This is a genomic window from Streptomyces sp. NRRL S-87, from assembly GCF_000719335.1.
GTDB lineage: Bacteria > Actinomycetota > Actinomycetes > Streptomycetales > Streptomycetaceae > Streptomyces.
In genome coordinates, this window is record NZ_JOGB01000015.1 from 87,618 (window position 1) to 108,425 (window position 20,808).

At 75.1% G+C, this 20,808-nt stretch carries 16 protein-coding genes; 9 read left to right on the plus strand and 7 right to left on the minus strand.

The genetic code is table 11. The features are described from left to right. The first annotated feature begins 7 nt into the window (after nt 1-7). Nucleotides 8-718 carry a calcium-binding protein gene (locus IF43_RS37970; protein ID WP_078910093.1) on the plus strand — a complete coding sequence of 237 codons (711 nt, stop codon included), beginning with the start codon at nt 8-10 and terminating at the stop codon, nt 716-718. Between the two features lie 99 nt (nt 719-817). Here IF43_RS37970 and IF43_RS37975 read toward each other — a convergent pair whose 3' ends face one another. Continuing rightward, complete coding sequence (locus tag IF43_RS37975) at nt 818-1,579, minus strand: 4'-phosphopantetheinyl transferase superfamily protein (RefSeq protein ID WP_051795184.1); 762 nt, start codon at nt 1,577-1,579, stop codon at nt 818-820. Between the two features lie 210 nt (nt 1,580-1,789). Here IF43_RS37975 and IF43_RS0112070 point away from each other — a divergent pair, with 210 nt between their 5' ends. Continuing rightward, nucleotides 1,790-2,278 carry a hypothetical protein gene (locus tag IF43_RS0112070; protein ID WP_051795186.1) on the plus strand — a complete coding sequence of 163 codons (489 nt, stop codon included), beginning with the start codon at nt 1,790-1,792 and terminating at the stop codon, nt 2,276-2,278. A 196-nt stretch (nt 2,279-2,474) separates the two neighbouring features. Here IF43_RS0112070 and IF43_RS0112080 read toward each other — a convergent pair whose 3' ends face one another. After that, on the minus strand, nt 2,475-4,721 hold the full coding sequence (locus IF43_RS0112080; protein WP_037888226.1) for an MMPL family transporter: 2,247 nt from the start codon (nt 4,719-4,721) through the stop codon (nt 2,475-2,477). A 173-nt stretch (nt 4,722-4,894) separates the two neighbouring features. Here IF43_RS0112080 and IF43_RS0112085 point away from each other — a divergent pair, with 173 nt between their 5' ends. The 3 genes from IF43_RS0112085 to IF43_RS0112095 all read left to right on the plus strand — a co-directional run bounded on the left by IF43_RS0112085 (nt 4,895) and on the right by IF43_RS0112095 (nt 8,202). Beyond that, nucleotides 4,895-6,067: a sensor histidine kinase gene (locus tag IF43_RS0112085; RefSeq protein WP_030198209.1), complete on the plus strand. Its 1,173-nt coding sequence runs from the start codon at nt 4,895-4,897 to the stop codon at nt 6,065-6,067. Further along, nucleotides 6,042-6,704 carry a response regulator transcription factor gene (locus IF43_RS0112090; RefSeq protein ID WP_030198212.1) on the plus strand — a complete coding sequence of 221 codons (663 nt, stop codon included), beginning with the start codon at nt 6,042-6,044 and terminating at the stop codon, nt 6,702-6,704. Before IF43_RS0112085 ends, IF43_RS0112090 begins: the two co-directional genes overlap by 26 nt. Nucleotides 6,705-6,948: 244 nt before the next feature. Then, nucleotides 6,949-8,202: a YhgE/Pip domain-containing protein gene (locus IF43_RS0112095; protein ID WP_030198215.1), complete on the plus strand. Its 1,254-nt coding sequence runs from the start codon at nt 6,949-6,951 to the stop codon at nt 8,200-8,202. 84 nt (nt 8,203-8,286) lie between these two features. Here the strand turns inward: IF43_RS0112095 and IF43_RS0112100 are convergent, their stop codons facing one another. The 3 genes from IF43_RS0112100 to IF43_RS0112110 form a co-directional block, all read right to left on the minus strand. Then, the gene (locus IF43_RS0112100) at nt 8,287-8,814 is read right to left on the minus strand and encodes an RNA polymerase sigma factor (protein ID WP_037888189.1); all 528 of its coding nucleotides are present in this window, start codon (nt 8,812-8,814) and stop codon (nt 8,287-8,289) included. A gap of 181 nt (nt 8,815-8,995) precedes the next feature. Further along, entirely contained in the window at nt 8,996-9,391 is a 396-nt protein-coding gene (locus IF43_RS0112105) for a hypothetical protein (RefSeq protein WP_158939283.1), read from the minus strand. Between the two features lie 191 nt (nt 9,392-9,582). Beyond that, on the minus strand, nt 9,583-10,371 hold the full coding sequence (locus IF43_RS0112110; RefSeq protein WP_030198225.1) for a hypothetical protein: 789 nt from the start codon (nt 10,369-10,371) through the stop codon (nt 9,583-9,585). Between the two features lie 166 nt (nt 10,372-10,537). Between IF43_RS0112110 and IF43_RS0112115 the strand changes: the two genes are divergently transcribed. Next, nucleotides 10,538-11,848: a chloride channel protein gene (locus tag IF43_RS0112115; RefSeq protein ID WP_078910094.1), complete on the plus strand. Its 1,311-nt coding sequence runs from the start codon at nt 10,538-10,540 to the stop codon at nt 11,846-11,848. An 88-nt stretch (nt 11,849-11,936) separates the two neighbouring features. Here the strand turns inward: IF43_RS0112115 and IF43_RS0112120 are convergent, their stop codons facing one another. Then, nucleotides 11,937-12,494 (minus strand): gluconokinase, encoded by a 558-nt coding sequence (locus IF43_RS0112120; protein ID WP_030198230.1) that lies wholly within the window; start codon nt 12,492-12,494, stop codon nt 11,937-11,939. A gap of 96 nt (nt 12,495-12,590) precedes the next feature. Between IF43_RS0112120 and IF43_RS0112125 the strand changes: the two genes are divergently transcribed. After that, nucleotides 12,591-13,043 (plus strand): ATP-binding protein, encoded by a 453-nt coding sequence (locus tag IF43_RS0112125; RefSeq protein WP_234332115.1) that lies wholly within the window; start codon nt 12,591-12,593, stop codon nt 13,041-13,043. A 155-nt stretch (nt 13,044-13,198) separates the two neighbouring features. Here IF43_RS0112125 and IF43_RS0112130 read toward each other — a convergent pair whose 3' ends face one another. After that, nucleotides 13,199-14,518 (minus strand): geranylgeranyl reductase family protein, encoded by a 1,320-nt coding sequence (locus IF43_RS0112130; protein WP_030198236.1) that lies wholly within the window; start codon nt 14,516-14,518, stop codon nt 13,199-13,201. A gap of 300 nt (nt 14,519-14,818) precedes the next feature. Between IF43_RS0112130 and IF43_RS0112135 the strand changes: the two genes are divergently transcribed. Both IF43_RS0112135 and IF43_RS0112140 read left to right on the plus strand, forming a co-directional pair. Beyond that, the gene (locus IF43_RS0112135) at nt 14,819-15,685 is read left to right on the plus strand and encodes a DUF4132 domain-containing protein (RefSeq protein ID WP_030198239.1); all 867 of its coding nucleotides are present in this window, start codon (nt 14,819-14,821) and stop codon (nt 15,683-15,685) included. Continuing rightward, nucleotides 15,682-20,790 (plus strand): DNA-binding protein, encoded by a 5,109-nt coding sequence (locus tag IF43_RS0112140; RefSeq protein WP_234332116.1) that lies wholly within the window; start codon nt 15,682-15,684, stop codon nt 20,788-20,790. The genes IF43_RS0112135 and IF43_RS0112140 overlap by 4 nt, the downstream gene beginning before the upstream one ends. The last annotated feature ends 18 nt before the right edge of the window (nt 20,791-20,808 follow it).

Consider the following 20,808-nt stretch of genomic DNA (forward strand, 5'->3'; position numbering starts at 1 on the left):
ATTGTCGATGCCTCGACTTGCCTTCTGTGCGCGCGTCTGCCTGGTCGCCGCCCTGGCCGTCATGTCGCCCCTCGCGGTTTCCGCGCAGGGGGAGGAGCAGCGGAACGCCAAGGTCCCGGGCAACACGACCGTCGACTACGACCTCTCCGGCTACCTCCAGATCAGAGCGGCCCCCGGCAGAGCCAACAAGATCACGATCCACGGGGGCACCCCGTTCGGAAGCGTCAAGGTCTACGACGACGGAGACGTGGTGTCGGGTCCGCAGGGGGACGAGCTCAACCTGAACAGCACGGGTATCTGGAGAATCAACGTCGAAGCCGGAGACGGCGACGACGTCGTCTCCAACCTCACCGACCTGAAGATGGTCGTCCACGGCGGCCCCGGAAACGACGTCCTCAACGGCAACTCCGGTTCCGACACGTTCTACGGCGAGGCCGGTGACGACCGGATCGACGGTGGAGACGGCCCCGACTGGGCCTACGGCGGACCCGGGAACGACACCATCGAAGGCGACTACGGGAACGACAGGTTGTACGGGAACACCGGCGATCCGGCGGCGCCGGACGGAGACGACGCCATTCGCGGCCAGGAGGGTGACGACACCATGTACGGAGAGGCCGGGAACGACTCGCTCGACGGAGGTCCGGAATTCGACACGGCGTACGGCGACTCCGGAGTCGATGCGTGCCCGAACAGTGAAGTCAAGGTGGACTGCTGAACCCGACGCGAAGACCTCCGTGCGGCGCGGTCCTGGAAACCCGCCCCATCGGAGGTCTTCGCCGTGCTCAAGACGTTCCGGTGACGACCACGCGCGTGGTCAGTCCACCTGGTCCCGCCCGTCCGGTCCGTCCCGCCCGTCCGGCCCCTCCAGCCCGTCCCGCCCGCCCAGCACGGCCCACGCGAGCATCCCGCCGGGGACCGGACGGCACGTCACCAGTGCCTCGGGACCGGGCCCGGCGGCCGGGCCGGCGGTGAAACCGCCCGCGCGCGGGCGCAGCCGCACGGCGCGCAGACCCGGCAGTTCCGCGCCGAGCAGCGGGCTCAGCGCCTTGAACGCCGCCTCCTTCGCCGCGTAGAGCTCCAGCATCCGCCGCTGCGCCGCCGCCGAGGCGCTCACGAGATCCCGTTCGGCCGGGCCCAGCACCAGATGGGCGGCGGCCGGGGGCGGCCCGCCGAACTCCAGGTCCACGCCCAGCCCGGCCACTTCGGCGGTCCGCGCGACCACCGCCACCGCCACCCCCCGGGAGTGGCTCACCGAGCCCGTCACGCCCGCCGGGAACTTCGGCCGGGGTCCCTCCCGCAGCACCGGCCCCGCCGCGATGCCCGCGTCGCGCAGCGCCCGGCGCAGGGCGCACCTGCCGACGAGGAAGTCCGCGCGCCGCGCGGGCGGCATCTGCGCGGCCAGCGCCAGCTCCGCCTCGTGCACCGCCGGCGGCGGGCCCTCGTGCACGGACGCGATGCCGAAACCCACGCCCCGCAGTCGCGGCCGTACGCGGTGCAGGTGCCGCGGCAGCGTCTGTACGGGCACCCAGTCACGCGCCGGGGCCGGCCTGCGGCCCGCCACGCTCTTCACCGTCACAGGTACTCTCCTTCGGGTCCTCGGAGCACTCGCCCGTCCACCGCGGGAGAGTCCACTGAGGAAGAGGACCGGGCGCCGCGGAGTACTCCCGCCACGTGCCGGGTCCCGTCCTTGAGACGGCCGTTCACCTGCTCACCTCCGGGTGTGACAATGGCGCCGGGGCGCTCCCCGACGAGGAGCGCGACCTTCCGGTACGGAGGAGCAGACGACATGAGCGATCTCGGCGCGGCCGCCTGGCCCCAGGCGGATCTGGACCCTTTGCGGCGTCTGAAGGTCATCGCCGCCGCCGTCCGGGCGCCCATGTACGCGGAACGGCACTACGACGTCCCGCCGGAGCGCCTGTGGGCGGTGGCCGCCGACCTGGAGAACGAACTCCCGCACATCATCCCGGCGTTGAAGTCCTTCACCCTGCTCGGCGCGGAGGGGGAGCGGCTGACGGCCCGCGCGGTCGGCCGACTGGGCCTGCCGGAGGCCTTCGACGTCGTCCTGCGTCCCGGGTGGTGCCTGATGCAGAGCCGGACGCTCATGGGGGCGATGGCCGCGGTGCCCCACGACGGCGGCACGACCTTCGCCTTCGCCTCCGGGCTGCGCAGGCCGGGCGGCGCGCTGCTGAAGCGGCTGGGCCTGTTCGGGACCGAGGCCCGCGGCCATGCCCTCCTCGACCGCCTCCAGGAACGCATCGACGCCCGCTCCCAGTAGGTGTCCGAGGCCGCCCGGGCCCACAGCGATCTGGAGGCCCGGCGTACCACCGGCAAGCTGCTCGTCATACCCGGTGCGGCCGCTACCGGACGCCGCGAGGAGACGCAGGGCTGATCGCGGGTGACGACGTCGGGATCTCGGCGACATGAGAGGTCGAGGGCACGGCCGACCGTCATCGCCGAGATCCCCGACGGCGTCAGGCACTCAGCAGGCGTCCCCGGTCGGCATCGACTCCGCCGACCGGGCCGCGGGGAAGCATCCGGTCCAGCCACTTCGGCAGCCACCAGTTGGTCCGGCCGAGGAGCGTCATGGTCGCCGGTACGAGCACCATGCGCACGACCGTGGCGTCGATGAAGATCGCGGTGGCCAGGCCGAGCCCGAACATCTTGGTGGAGGGGTCCTCGGCGACGGCGAACGACAGGAAGACCGCCACCATGATGAGGGCGGCCGAGGTGATGATCCGGGCGGTGCCCGAGACGCCCTCGACGACCGCCGTGCCGTTGTCGCCGGTGCGCAGGTACTCCTCGCGTACGCGGGAGAGGAGGAACACCTCGTAGTCCATCGACAGGCCGAACAGGATGGCGAAGAGGAACATCGGGATGAACGACACGATCGGAACCGTCGCTTCCAGCCCGATGAGCGCGCCTCCCCAGCCCCACTGGAAGACCGCGACCATGATGCCGTAGGCCGCGCCGATGCTCAGCAGATTCAGCAGCACCGCCTTGAGCGGTACGAGTACCGAGCGGAAGACCAGCATCAGCAGCAGGAACGACATCGCCAGCACGGCGGCGACGAGCCCCGGCAGGCGTTGGCTGGTGCGTCGGCCCACGTCGGACAGACTCGCGGCGGCGCCGCCGACGTGGGCCCGGGCCGGGCCGTGCCCGACCGCGGTGGGCAGCACGCGGGTGCGCAGCCGGGCGATGGTGTCGGCCGTGGCCTTGTCCTGAGGACCGGTGGTCGGGAACACCACGAGGGTCGCGATGCCGGTGGCCCGGTCGATGTGCGCCGGCGCGACGGACGCGATGCCCGGGTCCGCCGCGACCGCTGCGACGAGCCGGTCCAGCACTGCCGGGTCACCGGCGGGGTCCGCGGCGACGACGAGGGGACCGTTGGTGCCCGGACCGAACCCCTCGGCGACGAGGTCGTAGGCGCGGCGCTCGGTACGGCTGCGGGGCAGTGAGCCGTCGTCGGGCAGGCCGACGCGCAGGCCGAGCACGGGCAGCGTCGCGGTGAGCAGCAGTCCCGCCGCGCCGATCGCGTACAGCACCGGGTGCCGGCTGACGTGCCCGATCCAGCGCCGCCAACCGCGGGCGGGAGCGGCGCCCGCCACCCTGTCCCGCTGCCGTACGAGTCGGCCCGGCTTCCCGCTCTGCAGAGCCCGGCCGATCCGGCCGGGCCGGGCCAGGCGGAGGCCGGCGGCGCCGAGGAAGGCCGGCAGAAGCGTCACCGACGCGACCACCATGGTCAGAACGACGATCGAGACGGCGAGCCCGCCCACCGTCATGAACGGCACGTTCGCGACCGCCAGGCCGAGGATCGATACGACGACGACGCCGCCGGCGAAGACCACGGGCCTCCCCGCCGTGGCCACCGCCCGCCCCGCCGCCTCGTGGGGATCGAGCCCGCGCGCGAGGTACTCCCGGTGCCTGGCGAGCACGAACAGCGCGTAGTCGATGCCCACTCCGAGCCCGACCATGCTGCCCAGGACGGGGGCGAAGGTCGGGACGTCCGTCACCCCCGCCAGTACCGTCATCGTGGCAACTCCGATGGTCAGCCCGAAGACCGCCATGCCGATCGGCAGCGCGGCGGCGACGAGCGAACCGAACGCCAGGAACAGGATCGCGGCCGCGGCGAGGAGGCCGATCAGCTCGCTCGCGCCGCCGTCGGGGTCGGAGAAGGCGTAGAAGAGGTTCCCGCCCATCTCGATGCGCAGGGGCAGCTCGGCGCGCAGCCGGCCACCGAGATCGACGAGGGCGTCGAGGTCTTCGGCCGACAGCCGGCTCTGGTCGGGATACTGCACCCGGACGACCGCGATCCGCCCGTCGGCCGAGACGAGGCCGCCGCGCACGGCGGTGTCCCCGCGTGCGTCGAGTGCCCCCGCCGGGTCGCTCGTGCCGAGCACGTGCGGCAGCCGCTTCACCTCGGTCTGCAGACGCGTGAGAGCGGTGCGCGCGCTGCCGCGGTCGAAGAACGTCGCACCGTCGTCGAGGGGGGTCACGACCACGTGGGCGGTCATCCCCTCCTGGCCGGGCCCGGCCCGCTCGATCAGTTGCGCGGCCCGTTCGGAGTCCAGTCCCGGAGCGGTCATCGAGTCCGCGGTCCGCCCGCCGACGGCGATCGCGGCGAGGACGGCGAGCGTGGCGGCGGTCAGCCATGCCGCGATCACCCGCCAGGGATGGCGGGCGGCGCTTGCGCCCAGGCGCAACAGGGCTTTCGAGAGCATCGGGTCCTCCAACCACCTCGTCGGCCGTCTTGTACGGCCGCCGATGCCGAGGCTCGTCGCCACGGCGCTCCGCGGCATCGGCCCGCGGGCCGCGGATCCGTCGGCCCCAGGGCGGAGTGACGACCCGTCCTTTCGGCCGATGCGCGGCACGCCGCGGTCCCTAAGGTGAGAACGTGCTGCGAAACGACCTGAAGACCCTGTGGACCGAACCCCGGCCGCCCGACGCGCCCGCCCGGCTGCGGCGGGACTGGGCGCTGCTCGCCGCGGGCCTTGCCGGTGTGGCGCTGGAGGCCACCCTGCGCGAGAACGTCGTGTGGCGGCCGGTGGCGGTGGCGCTCGCCGTATGGCTGTGGCTGCTGCCCCTGTGGCGCCGGACCCGCCCGCTGGCGATGGTGGCGCTGGGGTTCGGCTCGGTGGTCCTGCCTCCGTTGGCCTCGCTCGTCGCCGCACCGCGCGAGCCGGTCGGCCTGTACACCGGCGCGGTCGTGCTCGTGCTGGTGTACGCGCTGCCCCGGTGGGGATCGGGACGCGAGATCGTGCTGGGCGGCGCGGTGATCCTCGCGGCGGGCGCGCTGTGTGTCGTCACGGACGGGACCCCGGTCGTCGAAAAGGTCGTGGGCTTCGTCTTCCTGCTGCTGCCCGGCGTGGTCGGGGCTGCCGTGCGGTTCCGGGTGACCGCTCGCGAGCGGCAGTTGGAGCAGCTGCGCTCCCGCGAGCGCGAGCAGCTCGCCCGGGAACTTCACGACACGGTGGCCCACCACGTGTCGGCCATGGTGATCATCGCCCAGGCGGGCCGGGTGCTCGCGGGCACCGACCCGTCCGCCGCCGTCGAGGCGCTGGAGGGTGTCGAGGAGGAAGGGGCGCGCACGCTGGAGGAAATGCGCGCCATGGTCGCCGCGCTGCGCGACCGCGGGGTCGGCGCCGAGCTGGCGCCCCCGGCCGGAGTCGCGGATCTGGAGCGCCTGGTGCGCACCCCGGGCGGTCGCCTCAGGGTCGACCTGGGGCTCGACGGCGAACTGGACGCGCTGCCCCCGGCCGTGGACGCCGCCGTCTACCGGATCGTGCAGGAGTCGGTGACCAACGCGCTGCGCCATGCGGTCGACGCGAGCGAGCTCGTCGTCCGGGTCGCCGCGGAACGGCACACGGTACGGGTGAGCGTGCGCGACAACGGCCGGCGCACCGGCCGGGGTCGTGACGGATACGGACTCACCGGACTGCGCGAGCGCGCGACCCTGCTCGGCGGCACACTACGGGCCGGCCCGGGTACCGAGCGGGGCTGGCACGTCGAAGCCGAACTGCCGAGAGCGAGGAGCGAGAGCGGTGTCCATTCGCGTCCTCGTCGCTGACGACCAGACGATCATCCGCACCGGGTTGCGGATCATGCTGAACGCCCAGCCCGGCATCGAGGTGGTCGGCGAGGCCGCCGACGGGCGGGAAGCGGTACGGCTGGCCCGCGAACTACGTCCCGACGTCTGCCTCTTCGACATCCGCACGCCCGTGCTCGACGGGCTCGAGGCCACCCGGCTGGTCGCCGGCCCGGGCGTCGCCGACCCGCTGGCCGTGGTCGTCATCACCACGTTCGACCTCGACGAGTACGTCTACGGCTCACTGCGCGCCGGCGCCCGCGGATTCCTCCTCAAGGACACGGGACCGGACCTTCTGGCGCAGGCCGTACGGTCGGCGTCCGACGGTGAGGCGCTCATCGCGCCCAGCGTCACCGTCCGTCTGCTCCAGGCATTCGCGGACCTGCCCACCGGCCGGCCCGCGGCCCAGCCGGTCTCCCCCCTCACCGCCCGCGAGGAGCAGGTGCTCCTCGCCGTCGCTCGGGGGCTGACCAACACCGAGATCGCCGATGCACTGCACATCAGCCTCAGCACGGTGAAGACGCATCTGGCCAGCCTGATGGCCAAACTCGGCGCCCGCAACCGGGTCGAGATCGCGATGTGGGCCTACGAAACGCGCCGTGTCCTCCCCGGAACCTGAGCCGGGTGCCGGGCCATGTCCCGTAAGCGCGCCCCAGGGCTGCCCGGCGGATCAGCGTACGGGTGAAGGACGAAGCGCCCCGGGCAGATGTCGCGGAAACCCGGGGTGGCGGGGGCATGCTGAGGTGTCGACGGCCGCATGACGCGCCCCGGTCACCCCCGGCCGCCGACCCACGGCCCCCGACCGCCACCGCAGACCGCCGCCCGTCGTACGACGCCCGCCCGCCGGGAAGCTACGGAGACCCATGTCCGCGCCCCCCGCCCCCGAAGCCACGGCCGCCACCCTGCTGCGCCGCCCGCAGATCTGGGTGGTCCCCACCGTCCTGACGGGACTGCTCGCCCTTCTGGTGTCCCTGCTCTACATGGGCGGCATCGTCAACCCCAACGGGGAGCTCCACGACCTGCCCATCGCCCTCGTCGACGACGACACCGGCCCGCCGGACCTGGGCGGGAGGATCACCGCTGCCATCGCCGCCGACTCCGCGGGCGGCAAGGCCGACTGGCGGGTGATGACCCGCGCCGAGGCCGAGGACCAGCTGGACTCCGGGAAGGTCTACGGGGCACTGGTGGTCCCGGCCGGCTTCTCGGACGCCGTCGCGGCGCTCACGACGTCCGGCGCCACCCACCGGCCGACGATGCTCGTGCTCACCAATCCCGGCAAGGGCAGCCTCGGGTCCTCCCTGGCCAGCCAGATCAGCACCAAGGCGGCCCGCACCGCGTCGCTCTCCGTCGGCCGCCAGCTGACGCAGACGGGCGCCGCCGCCCGGGCCACCCCCACGACCAAGGTGCTGCTCGCGGACCCGGTCGACGTGGTCACCCGGGTCGGGCACCCCATCGGCGGCCACAGCGGTCTGGGCCTCTCGGCCTTCTACTACACCCTGCTGCTGGTCCTGGCCGGGTTCATGGGCGGCAACGTCATCAGCAACGGCGTGGACACCGCCCTCGGTTACGCCGACAATGAGATCGGCCCCTGGCACACCCGGCGGCCCACCGTACCGATCAGCCGCACCCAGACCCTGCTGCTCAAGATGGTGATGACGGCGGGCATCACGGTGGTGAGCGCCGCACTCGTGATGCTGGCCTGCATCACGATCCTGGGCATGGACGTCTCCCACGTGCCGCTGCTGGGCATCTACTCCTACTGCGCGGCCCTCGCGGTCGGCCTGGGCGTCCAGGCCATCAACGCCGCCTTCGGCGGGATCGGCCAGCTGGTGTCCATGTTCGTCTTCATCGTGCTCGGCCTCCCGTCGTCGGGCGCCACCATCCCCCTCCAGGCGGTCCCCGCGTTCTACCGGTTCCTGTCCTACTTCGAACCGATGCGCCAGCTCAGCGACGGCGTCCGCGCGATCCTCTACTTCGACGCCCGCGGCGACGCCGGTCTCACCCGCTCGTGGATCATGATCGGGGTCGGCACCGTGCTCGCGCTGCTGTTCGGCTTCGGCATGACGACCTACTACGACCGCACGGGCCACAAGCGGCTCACGCCCCAGCCCGCCTGAACCCCCCAGCCCGCCTGAACCCACCGGCCCGCCTGAACCCACCGGCCCCCGGGCACCCGCCCGGGGGCCGGTGGCGGCCCAACGTCAGGCCCAGGCCTTGCGGAACGCCTCGCGCGCGCGGAAGAGCCGTGACCGCACCGTGCCCACCGGGATCCGCAGGGCTTCGGAGACCTCCTGCTCGTCCAGCCCCTCGACGTGCCGCATCGCGAGCACGAGCCGGTGCTCGGGAGTCAGGCGACCGAGCACGTCCTCGATGTCGGCGGACAGTTCCACGTCCACGCCCTCCGCCGCGCGGTCGGCGATCTCGGCCACCACCACGCGGCTGCGGCGCTTGGCGTACCGCAGCGCCTCCCGGGCGGCTATCGCCCGCGCCCAACCGAACAGCGCCTCCGGCGACTTGAGCTGGCCGATGTTACGGAAGATCGCGATCAGCGCCTCCTGTGCCGCGTCGGGACCGTCCTCCAGGGCGATCGGTCCGCAGACGCGCGCCACCCGCGGCGTCAGTACGCTCAACAACTCGTCCATGGCCAGCGCGTCCCCCCGCTGTGCCCCCCGCACGAGCTCCGCCACCCGTTCCGGCTCCTCCGCCGTCCCGTTCGCAGTGCCTGCCATTCCTGTGCCCCCATTGCCGCCCGGCGGTCGGGCCCTGCAACAGGCCCCGCCCGACGGCACTTTCCATCATCGAACCGACAGATCCCTTGCTTGCGCTCGCACGATCCGCAGGTAACACATGAGCCCCCTGTTCTGTGCCGGCGTCCGACCCCGCGCCGCGCCGTGGCGGCGGGGTGCGGCATCAGGTGCGCCAGACGCAGAGCCAGGAGCGTTCCGGGGGACGGGGCCAGGGCGGGACGTGCACGGGCGGGTCCGCTCCGACGACGACGGCCTCCCCGTGCACCGGGGCGAGCCGCGACACCTCGAACAGGTCCCGGCCCACCGGCTCGGGCCCGCCCGCGGAGCCGTGGGCGCACGCGGACAGGCGCACACCGGGTGGTCGTTTTGCAGCCGCCCGCTCCACGGACACGGTGTACTCCGCCGCCGCGGCGGTGGCCGTCCCGGCCGTCAGGTGCGCCCCGGCCACCCGGTCCGGCGCGGCGGTGCACGGCGGGACCAGGACGCCGCCCAGCAGCAGGACGCACACCAACACGACCGCCCTCCAAGAGGCGTGCGCCGGCGCGGCCCGTCTGATCATGCGCGCCATGCTAGGGGACAGATGATCGTTTCCGGCCGGTAAGTTCCCATGTACCCAGGAGTAGTCCCATATGCCGTCTGACCTGCCTCAATTCGTGCGATCGACCGGCAACCGCGAGGACTCGGCTCCTCGCCCCCTGCCCGGCAGTGGGTCCTCGACGGCGCACCCGCGGAACGCGGGCCCTGGTGCTCCTACTTGTAGATCTCGAGGGCCGTGGCTGCCCGGCACAAGGCGTCGACGTCCTGGAGGAAGTACAGCATCGCGGTCACGCCGCCCGCTTCGGCCCCGGTCGACTTCCAGGGGTTCCGGCCCTGGACCAGGAGCCGTTCGCAGGCGTGCTGGGCCTCTGCGGCCACCGCCTCGGGCCAGTCCTGGCCGTGCAGGGTGGGGCGTACCTCCGTGTTGAGGACCGTCCACCGGACCCGGATCCGGCTGCGCCACTCACTCACGGCGGCCCGCTCTTCGGTGTGGTGGAGCGCGCCGAGGCTGGGGCGCGGATCTCCGGACGGGCTGGGCAGGAGGCGGTCGAACGCGGCGAGGAAGTCGTGCACGGCCTCGGACCGGGCGGGGTCGTCGGCGCGCTTGAGGCGGAGGTCGGCGAGCTGCGCCTGGAGAGCCGCCACCCTGGTGGTCAGGTCGGCGAGGTCGGAGGCCTCGAAGCCGGAGAGCAGGGACTGCTGGAAGGCGGTGGCCTCCTCGCCGGCCCGCTGCCGGGCCTGCTCGGCCTGGCGGACTTCGTCCTGCGCGCTGGTGAGTCTGTTGAGCAGGAGCAGGGCGACGGGGATCCCGAAGCACGCGCCGGTCAGGCCGGAGTAGACGTTGAGGAGGTAGTCGTGTCCCGTCCACCCGTCGGTGGCGTCCAGGCGCAGGCCGACGAAGAACAGGACGGTGCCGAGGGGGAGGAGCAGGACGCTGAGGCGCCTGATCTGCTTCGGGGTCTCGGCCCAGAAGCGGGCTATCGCGGTGTTCGGTCGGTGCACGTGCTCCCCCTGGTCGTGTGCGTGAGGGGACGGTAGCGCACTCCTCTCGACAAGATCGCCGGCAATTGGACGGCCGGTCGGGCGCCCGGCTCACGGGTGGGGGAAGGACACCTCCGGCTTCGCGGTGACGCAGTCCCTTTCCTCCCGGTTCGGCTAGAGTTCCGGGGTGGCTGACGGTGGATCCCGGGGCAGCTGGCCGTGGCGGTTCGCCGTGGCCACGGTGGTCGTGGGGGTGCTGGCTGGCCTCGCCGGGACCGGCCTGGCACTGCTGCTGCACACCGTGCAGCACCTCGCCTACGGCTACACGGAGGGCTCGTTCCTGTCCGGCGTCGTGGCCGCCGCACCGGCCCGCAGGGTAGCGGCCATGGCGGTGGGCGGGATCGTGGCGGGCACGGGCTGGTGGGCCCTCTACCGCTTCGGGCGGCCGCTGGTCGGCGTGGAGGAGGCGGTGGCCGCGCGCCGCCCGCGCATGCCCGCGCTCTCCACCACGTGGCACGCCCTCCTGCAGATCGTGACCGTCGGCCTCGGCTCGCCGCTCGGCCGCGAGACGGCCCCGCGCCAGCTGGCCGCGCTCTTCGCCACCGCGGTCTGCCGCCATCCGGGCCTGACGGCCGGCCAGCGCCGCGTGCTGGTGGCCTCCGCCGCGGGTGGCGGCCTGGCCGCCGTGTACGACGTCCCCCTGGGCGGGACCGTCTTCACCCTGGAAGTCCTGCTGGGCACCTGGGCGGTCGGCGCCCTCGTCCCGGCTGCGGCCGTCGCCGCCCTGGCGACGGTGATCTCGTGGATGGCACTGCCCGACGAGCCCGCCTTCCACCTGACCCGCCTGACCGTGGGCGCCTCGCTCGTCGTCTGGTCCGCCGTCGCGGGCCCGCTCATCGGCCTCTGCGCGCACCTGTTCGCCAGGGCCTGCGCCCGCGCGGGACGCCGCGCGCCGCGGGACCGCATGCTGCTGCTGACCGCCCCGGCCGCGTTCGTCCTCGTCGGTCTGCTGAGCGTCCCGTACCCCCAACTCCTGGGCAACGGCAAGGGACCGGCCGAGGTCGCGTTCGCCACCCAGCCGGCCCTGGGCCTGACCGCCGTGCTCCTGGCCCTCCGCACGCTCGTCGTGCTCCTGACCCTCCGCGCGGGGGCCCGAGGGGGCCTGCTCACCCCCTCGGTGGCCAACGGCGCACTCCTCGGCGTCCTGGCGGGAGGCGCCTGGGCCCTGGTGTGGCCGGGTACGACCCTCGCGGCCCACGCGGTCGTCGGCGGCGCAGCCTTCCTCGCCGCCGCCGAGCGCATCCCCCTCACGGCCGTGGTCCTGATGCTGGAGTTCACCGACGCGCCGCGGACCCTGGTCGTACCGATGCTGTTCGCGACCGTGGGAGCCGTGGCCGTCGAACGGCTGTGCGCGGCCCGCCCCGCGCGGGCGCACCGCCGCGACCGCCCCCCGCCCGGCGGAACCCCGGCGCCGCAGCCCCCACCGCCGGCCCGCTGAGCGGTCCGGTCGGCCCGCATCCCGGTGCGCGCGGCCCTCACGGCAGCGGCCGCCTCCCCGCGGACCGGTGTCGTCCGGCGCGCGGTCCTCACCGCGGCGGGCAGCCCCCCGCCGGTCCGCCGTGGGGCCGCCCGCCCGGCCCCCGCAGCCCGCGCAGTGCGTCCAGGGCCAGCCGGGCGGTCTCCTCGGGAGTGCCGTCGACCGGAACGACGACCCCCCGCTCGTCCGACCCGAGCGGTTCCAGGGCGGCGAACTGGGAGTCCAGCAGCTCGACCGGCATGAAGTGCCCGGTGCGCGCGGCCATGCGGCGGCCGATCAGGTCCCGGTCGCCGGCCAGGTGCACGAAGACCGCGTCGGGCGCGGCCGCGCGCAGCCGGTCGCGGTACGCGCGCTTCAGGGCCGAGGCCGACACCACGCCGCCGCGGTCGCCACGTTCCCGTGCCCACGCGCCCACGGCGTCCAGCCACGGCCGGCGGTCGGCGTCGTCCAGCGGTGTGCCGGCGGCCATCTTCGCCACGTTCCGCGGCGGGTGGAAGTCGTCCCCGTCGGCGTAGCGGACGTGCAGAGCGGCGGCCAGGAGACGACCGACGGTGGTCTTGCCGGTGCCCGACACACCCATCACGACGACGACCGGTTGGGGTTCCATGCCCCCACCCAACCGCACCGCGGACCGGGACGGGGCGTGGATGGGTCGACGGGGCCGGGGTAGACGCGGGATGTCGGCGTGTCAGGACTCGGGCGGGTGAGGACGTTGGAACTGCGCGCGGTGGGCTGGGCCCATTCGTTCCCGGTGACGAAGGGGGTGCGCGCGGCCCGCGCATGGACCGCCGAGCACCTGTCCGCGCTGGCGTGGACCCGCGACGCCCCGGACACGGTGCACTCCGTGCTGCTCGCCGTCTCCGAACTGGTGACCAATGCACACGTGCACGCCGCGAGCACGGCCCATCTGGTCCTCACCTGGGACGGCGGCTGCCTGCACGTGAGCGTCGCGGACACCGACCCGCACCACCCGCCGCGCCCGGAGCCGGCCGCGGCGGGGGCGACGTCCGGGCGGGGCCTGGGGATCGTCGACGTCCTCGCCGACGCCGTGGACGTCCACCCCTGCGCACGGGGCAAGGCGATCACCGCCTGCTTCCGACCGCCCGGCGTCGCCGACCGGCCCGGCGTCGCCGACCGGCCCGACGGCGCTCCGTGACACCGCGCACCGGCCCGGGCCGTCCCCCGGCCGGTGCGTGCCCGCGGCCCCGGGCCGGCCCCACGGCCGCCCCCGCCGGTGCCGGGCGGGAGTCCGCCCGGACGTGCGCGGTCCGCCGGCCGCAGGGCCGTCACCTCCCGCGGTGCGGCGGGTGGTTACCGGCGGGACGCGGGAACGAGGCGGACGAGGGCGTGCAGGAGGGCGTCGACGCCGTCGTGGGCCGGACCGTCCGTCACGTCGGTGAGCAGCCGGGCCAGGACGCCCAGGAGCCTGGGCGAGGCCATCACACGGGGATGCAGCACGGGCCGGAAGCCGTACCGGGAGAAGACGAGGTCGCCGACCAGGCTGCCCAGCCGGTAGTAGCGCGCCCAGCGGCGCCGGATCTCCGCCGGGTAGTGGAGCAACGCGTGCTCCCGCCGCGGCCCCGCGGGCCGGGCCAGGGCCAGGGCGATGGTCTCCGCGGCCACCTCCCCGGCCTCCAGCGCCTGCGCGATGCCCTCGCCGCTCCACGGACTGACCATGCCGGCCGCGTCCCCGACCAGGAGCAGACCGCGACGGTACTGGGGCCGCCGGTTGAGCCCCATCGGCAGCGGAGCGCTGCGCAGCGGTGAGTCCGCGTTCTCCTCCCGCAGGCCCCAGTGGGCGGGCACCCGGGTCAGCCAGTGGTCCAGGGCCGCCCGCAGGTCCACCGGACGGCTGTGCCGGTGCTGCGGCAGCGCACCCAGACCGACGTTGACGCGCCCGTCCCCGAGGGGGAACACCCAGCCGTAGCCGGGCAGGTCCAGGCCGGTGCCCGGGCAGCGCAGATCGGCCCAGAGCTCCAGGTACGGGTCGTTCGTCCGGGCCTCGCTGCGGTAGTAGCGCCGGGCCGCCGCGGCGACCGGCCGGCGGGCGTCGCGTTCCAGGCCCAGCGCCAGCGCCGTCCGCGCCGAGGCGCCGTCCGCCGCGACCACGAGCGGCGCCCGGTAGCGGACCGGTTCCTTCGCGGGCCCGCGGGAGGCGGTCACGCCGACGACGTACCCCGCCCGGTCGGTCAGCGGGGCCGTCACCTTGACCCCCGTGCGCAGCCGCGCACCCGCGGCGGCGGCGAGATCGGCCAGCAGTGCGTCGAAGTCGTGCCGGGTGCGGGTGAGTCCGAAGTCCGGGAGCCTGCCCAGCCGGGGCCAGTCCAACTCCACCTGGCGCCCCTCGCACACCCAGCGCATCCCCTTGTTGCGCATCCACCCCGGGCCGTTGATGTCGACCCCCATGCGCACCAGCTGGTACACGCTCCGCGGTGTCAGCCCGTCGCCGCACACCTTCTCCCGGGGGAAGCCGCCCTTCTCCAGCAGCAGCACGTCCACCCCGGCCCGCGCCAGGTGCACCGCCGCGGCGGACCCCGCCGGCCCCGCCCCGACCACGATGACCTGAGCCTCTTCATCGGCTGCGGCTTCCGGCTCCGAGGAGCCGCCACCGGCCTTGTCACGTTCGGTGATCACGTCACCACTATGGCCCTCGCCGGGCGGCCCGGCCGTGCGGCAGCGCCGACGGCTCCGGCTGTTCTCGTGCCGGCGCGGGCCGGAACGGCCTCCCACCCACGTCGACGGGCCGGAGCGGTGACGGTCCGTAACGGGCCGTCGGCGGCTGGTGTCTGACCCCGGGCCAGCCGGCCCCCGGGCCGGACCGTTGTCAGTGGCCCCCGCTACTGTCCCGCACATACCGCAGCTCAGGGGGCAGTTGGGCCCTCTGGTTCCGGCTGCGCGGATCGCGACGGGTCGCACGAGGGGGCACCGAGGATGGGCTGGCTGGCAGTGGGCGACAGGTACGAAATCGCCCTGGTGGAAGGCAAGGTGGCGGCACGCGCTGTCACCGGTCGGGCCGCCGGGCGTCCATTGAAGACGCTCCCCAAGGGCCTGCGGGAGCACCCGGAGGTGGACCGGCTGCGCCGGCTCGCCGAATGGCTGGACCGGCACGCCGCCGCCTGCGTGGCGCAGGTGGACGGCTGGATGGTCTCCTCCCTGCCCGTTCCCACCGCCCTGCTCGCCCGGGTCTGGCCCGACGAGGCCTGGCAGAACGCGCTGCGCGACGTCGTCGTGGTGGGCGCCGACCCCGACGACGCCGGCTTCCTGCGCGACGCCACGGCCGCCGGCGAGCTGCGCGTGGTCAACCTCGACGGCGAGACGGTCCGGCTGTCGGCCCCCACGGTGACCCTGCCGCATCCGGTGCTGCTCCCCGACCTGGAGGACGTACGGGAGTTCGCCGCGGAACTGGGCGTCGTCCAGCGGGTCGAGCAGATCCACCGCGCGACCTGGACCAGGCCGGCGGACCTCGCGGCCGACGCGACCGAGGTACGCGACTTCGCCGGCGGCGGCTACCCCTCGCGGTTCCGCCTCGCGGCCCGGGCCACCGGCCTCGGCTACCGGGTCTCCGGCGGGTACGCCACCTGCACGGTCAGCGACGCGGGCCGCAGGCTCGAGGCGGCCGTCTGGATCGGCGAGCCCTACTGGGACGGCGACTCCACCACCGGCGCCCTGACCTGGCAGGACGAGGAGGGCCGCGCGGTCCCGCTGGGCGAGGTCGGCCCGGTCGCCTGGTCGGAGGGGATGCGGATGGCCGCCGCGCTGTACGCCGGCCGCCGGATCGAGGAGGGCGGCGGCGCATGACCACCCCCACCGCGGCGCCGGCCGCGACCACCGGTCCGGCCGCGACCACCGGTCCGACCGCGCCGGCGACTTCCGCCGCGACTGCGGCGAGCGCCCCCACCGGCACCACCACCGACCTCGTCACCTCCACCGACACCACCCACGGGACCATGGACACGAAGACGAACGGCGACAGCGCCGCCACCGCCCAGGAGCGCGTGCGCGCGTCCGAACTGCTGCTCAAGGCCGGAGCGGTGCTGCCCGTCGGCACCCGGGACGCCGGACCCGAGGCCGTGGACCTCACGGCCCGTACCTACCGCCACCCCGGGCTCGCCGACGACCGCGTCGTGGTCCGGCTCGCCCCGGCCGAACTCGCGGCCGCCGAGGACCTCTCCGCCGGGTTCCTCGGCCTGGTGCCCGAGGGCGAGCCGGCCGTGGTCGGCATCGGCCGCCGCCAGTCCCTCGGATTCCCCGAATGGGTGCTCGTCCACCATCCCGCCGACGGCCACCACGCCCTCGCCCTCGTACCCGAGCTGGAGCGCGTGGCCCGGCAGGCCGCCACCAAGCCCAAGGCCGCCATGGAGGCCTGCCAGGAGATCGCCGGCCGGCTGGCCGCGGCCGTCCCGCACTTCCTCCCGGTCTTCCTCGAGCAGGCCGGACGCGTCTTCCTGTCGGCGGAGAACCCGACCTACGCCGCGCAGCTGTTCACCCGGGCCCGCAAGAGCGAGGCCACCCACGGCCTGACCGTGGACCAGGACCGGCTCGACGCGGTCTTCCTCGAGTTCGCGCTCGCCGGCGCCCTGCCGGTCCGCGTGCTCACCGGCTACGCCAACGACCTGGCCGCGCGCCTGACGGCCGAGGAGGCGTACGAGCGGTTCCGCCGCCTGTGCGTGCGGCGCACCGCGGGCGGCATGGCCCCCTCCGCCCAGGCGGCCGTCGCCCTGCGCCGCCTGGCCCGGGCGGCCGGCCTCGACGCCGCGGAGGCCGAACAGGACTACCTCGCCGACCTGCTGCCGCTGCCGGCCACCCTCCGGGCGGCCACCGGCTGGTGGAAGGCGCACCGCACCGCACTGGTCGCCCTGGCCCGCCGCACCCCCGCGGTGCGCGGCACCCTGCTGTCCGCCATGCCCGCGTGCGAGGGCGACAACGGCGAACTCTCCGCCCTGTGGCTGGACATCCTCGTCGAGTCCGGCGCCACCGCCGGCCTGCTGTCACCGTCCGTTCCGGCCGAAGAGGCCGGCCCGGACGGCGCCGCCCGCTGGCTGGAGCGCTTCCACACGGCCCGGCACTCCGGGTGGGGTTCCCGCCCGACCCTGCCGCTGCTGCTCGACCTCGTCGAGCGCTGCGCCGACCGGCTGCGCGACGAACTCGCCGCGCCGGGACGCGAGGCGGGCCTGCGCATCGGCGTCCAGGACGTCGACCTGCTGGACCTGCTGCTTTCCCTGGACCTCCCGGTCGCCCCGCCGGGCCCGCAGGACGCGCTGGACCTGGACGACTGGGCGCGGGCCGAGCGGCCCCGCGACCTGCTCGGCCTGGCCGCCGACGAGCGGTTCCGGCCCGCCTTCCGGCGCGCCGCGTACGCCCTCAACGGAACCGACCAGAGCAAGACCGTCCTGCGCCGCCTGGCCGCCGCCCCGGGCGGTCGCCCGCTGCTGGCCGAGTGGGTCGCGGACGTGGCGCGCTCCTGCTCCGACACCGGCCTGCCGCTGTTCCCGCAGGCCGTCGAGCGCCTCACCTGGCTGCCCGCCGAGGCCCTGGCCCTCGCCGAGGACGAGGTCGCCGCCGCGGCCGCCACGGACCTCGGCGCCCTCGCGGGCCGCACCCTGCGCGGCGGTCTCTTCGAGGAACTCACCTGGCCCGCCTGGGAGGAGGCGCTCGCCGAACTCGCCCCCCGGCCCGACTCCCCGGAGCTCACCGTCCTGACCGCGTGGCCGCACCTGATCGTGGCCAACCGCAACCAGGTACGCGTGATCGACGCGGACTCCACCGTCCTCGTCCACGACCTGCGCATCCCCGGCAACGACCAGCGCAACGTGGGCTACCACTACGTCGACGGCGCGCTCCTGGTCTGCTGGCGCTCGTGGCAGGGCGGCGCGGACACGCAGGCCTACTGGCACACCGCCCCGGACGACGTCTTCACCCTCGACACCGGCCAGCAGGCCTGGCGCCTGACGCTCGACCAGGTCGGGCTGCCCCTGCCCGACGGCGGCCGCACCACCGGCGCGGGCGTCCTGCACCGCGGGGACACCCGGCTGCCCCAGGAGCGCCCGGTCATCACCGACGGCCGGTCGTACTGGACCTGGGACACCGAGGAGAAGCCGGCGGGCTGGCGGGAGTACGACCCGGACGGCGGCACGCTCGGCCGGCGGTCGCTCCCCGGCTTCCTCGCCGACGCCCTCGACGGCCACCCCGAAGGCAGCATCCTGGCCGAGCGGTCGAGCTGGCTGCGCCCCGTGCCCGCCGTCCCCGACTCCGTGCTCGGGGCCCCCGCGGACGGGCTCCTCGGCTGGCGCGTCGTGCACGTACCCGAGCAGGGCTGGCGGGCGGCCGACACCGCCGGCCGCACGGTCCGGGTCCCCGAGGGCGGTGAGATGCCCGTCGCGGCGCTCGTCCTCCCCGGCGACGACCGGCCCCGCGCCCTGGCCGAGACCTGGCAGGAGTTCCGGCTCACCGACCCCGACGGCGCCGTCACCGCCCGCTCGCGCTGGCACGAGGGCTACGGCTCCCGCTCCCGCACCTCCAAGCTCCCGCCCGTGGCCCACTGGTTCTGCCTGCGCCCGCGCGACCCCGAAGGCTCCCTCGAACTGCGTGCGGTGGACGCCGAACGGGCCGGCGCGCTGTTCACCGCAGCCGTCGCGGCCTCCGGCGCCGCCGGAGAGGAGGCGACCGACCGCACCGAGGCGGTCACCGCCGCGGTCCGCGCGGCCCTGCCCGCCGTCAGCGACCCCCTCCTGGTCCGGGGCGTGGTCGACGTGCTCGCCTTCGCGCTCGCCCAGCGCACCGCCCTGGAGCGGATCGCCGCACGCCTGGCCGCCGGCCCGCACGGCGAGACCGACGCACGAACCCCGGAAGGCCCCGAGGACCGGGTGCTCGACCAGGCCCTGTCGGGCCTGACCGGAAGCGTCCGCCACCGGTGGGGCGGCGGCGAGGCCGACGCGGTCTTCCGCGCCCTGAGCGCGTTCGCCGACGCGGCCGCCGACACCGAGGCCGTGGCCGTACCCGGCCGGCTGCACTGCCAGCTGCCCGTCCTCCCGTACTCCGTCCTGGCCTGGACCCCGCTGCTCGACCACCCCGCCGCCCTCGCCTACCGGGCGGTCGCGGCCGGCACCTCCGACGAGCACCGCGAGGCGCTGCTGGCCCTGCTGGCGCGCCTCGACGGACTGGGCCTCGCCGCCGCCACCGGCCGGTGGCGCCGGCAGCGCGTGCACCTGGCCCAGCGCCACCTGCGCCGCCCGGACGGCGGCGAGTACGGCGCGTACCACCGCAGCGTCCTGCCCCTGGGAGGCGGCGCCTTCCTCGCCACCACCGAGCACTGGCAGCAGGTCAGCGACGGGATCGAGCTGGAGGTGCTCCGGTACGACCCCGCCGGCACCTGCACCGTGCCCGAGCCCTACACGCCGCGCGGCGACGCCCCGCTCGGCGACCCCGGCCGCCCGCTCGACTGGCTGACCCGCTTCCTGAAGGAGGCAGACGAGCGCGGCCCGGCGCCCTGGCTCCCCGAGGCGGCCGAGGAGTTCGCCCGGCTCACCGGCGTGTCCACCACCCTGGCCCGACTGGTCGTGGCCGGTCTGCCGCACGTCGACGACTACGAGCGCAGCTTCCTGCCCGCCGGGCAGCGCACCCTGCTCGGCGTCAAGGTCACCGAGGCGGCCACGGCCAAGGAGGAGCTGAAGCAGCTGACCGCCGAGGTGCGCCGCGAACTGGTCGCCGCCCTGCTGCCCACCGACCCCGCCCGGCTGTGGACGCACGGACCCGACGCCGCCGCGGCCGCCGAGGTGTGGAACCGGCGCGTCGGCCGCCGCACCCCCGTCCCCGAGTGGCTGGTCACCGAAGCGCACCGCGGCATCAGGGCCGCCTGGCCCGCCCTGCGCTCCCTCCCCGCCGTCCTCGATCCGGCCGCCTCCCCGGCGCTGGGCACCGACGTCCCGTGGGAGGTGAAGGGCGACCGGGCGCAGCCCCAGGGCCCCGAGGGCGCCGAGGCCTTCTCCGCCGACGTCCTCACCGGCGCGGTGGCCATGACCGCCTGGCTCGCCCACCGGCTCCCGGCCGGGGACCCGGTGCGCGCCCTGCTGCCGCCGGCGCTCACCGCGATCCGGCAGCGGCTGGCCGCCCCGGAGCTCCTGCTGACCCTCTGCGGGTACGCGAACCTGCCCGCGTTCCGCAAGGCCGCGGGCGCGCCCACCCGGACGACCGAGCGCTACGAGCAGTACGGGGCGGTGGTGATGGCCACCCACGACCAGCAGCCCATGCCGGCCCTCGTCCCCGCGCTGCTCGACTCCGCGGGCGGCGACCCGTACGTGCCGCTGCTGCGCGGCGCCGACCAGCAGCCCTTCCCGGTCGAAACGGCGCTGCGGCTCGTCTCCGGCGGCCGCTTCGCCGAGCTGCTCGCCGACCCGGGCACCCCCGCGGCCGGCCCGGCGCCGGACGGGGACGGCACGTGGTGGCCCCAGGACCCGACCCGCTCGGTGCCCGACCTCGTCGCCGAAGCGGCCGCCGGGCACGGCCTCGGTGCGGACGCCGCGGCCCTGTACCTCATGCTGCTGGCGATGCCCGACCCCACCGACCGCAACACCGCCCGGTGGACGGGCTGGAAGCCGGCCCGGATCCGGGCCGCCCGCGCCGAACTGGCCGACACCGACCTCGTGGTGACGGCCCGCCGGACCCGCGCCGGGCGCAGCCTGTTCCTGCCGGGCGGATGGGCGGAGCCCGCCTCGCCGTGCCTGCCGGTGGAGGAGTGGAAGGCGCCCCTCTACGAGCTGCTCGCCGGCCGCACGGCCCCGCTCGGCGTCATCGTGCCCACCGAGCCCGTCGCCGACCTGTACCGCAGGGCGTGGCAGCGGGTCCGCGAGGGCGACGTACCGCGCTTCGGGGAGCTGACGGTGCGCCGGCGCGGGCGCCGCCGCTGACCGGCCGCCGGCCCGCTC

Excerpts from the sequence above, each read along its gene's own strand:
- IF43_RS37970 (WP_078910093.1), top strand. The coding sequence starts at position 8 with ATGCCTCGACTTGCCTTCTGTGCGCGCGTCTGCCTGGTCGCCGCCCTG.
- IF43_RS0112070 (WP_051795186.1), top strand. The coding sequence starts at position 1,790 with ATGAGCGATCTCGGCGCGGCCGCCTGGCCCCAGGCGGATCTGGACCCT.
- IF43_RS0112080 (WP_037888226.1), bottom strand. The coding sequence starts at position 4,721 with ATGCTCTCGAAAGCCCTGTTGCGCCTGGGCGCAAGCGCCGCCCGCCAT.
- IF43_RS0112095 (WP_030198215.1), top strand. The coding sequence starts at position 6,949 with ATGTCCGCGCCCCCCGCCCCCGAAGCCACGGCCGCCACCCTGCTGCGC.
- IF43_RS0112100 (WP_037888189.1), bottom strand. The coding sequence starts at position 8,814 with ATGGCAGGCACTGCGAACGGGACGGCGGAGGAGCCGGAACGGGTGGCG.
- IF43_RS0112105 (WP_158939283.1), bottom strand. The coding sequence starts at position 9,391 with ATGATCAGACGGGCCGCGCCGGCGCACGCCTCTTGGAGGGCGGTCGTG.
- IF43_RS0112120 (WP_030198230.1), bottom strand. The coding sequence starts at position 12,494 with ATGGAACCCCAACCGGTCGTCGTCGTGATGGGTGTGTCGGGCACCGGC.
- IF43_RS0112135 (WP_030198239.1), top strand. The coding sequence starts at position 14,819 with ATGGGCTGGCTGGCAGTGGGCGACAGGTACGAAATCGCCCTGGTGGAA.
- IF43_RS0112140 (WP_234332116.1), top strand. The coding sequence starts at position 15,682 with ATGACCACCCCCACCGCGGCGCCGGCCGCGACCACCGGTCCGGCCGCG.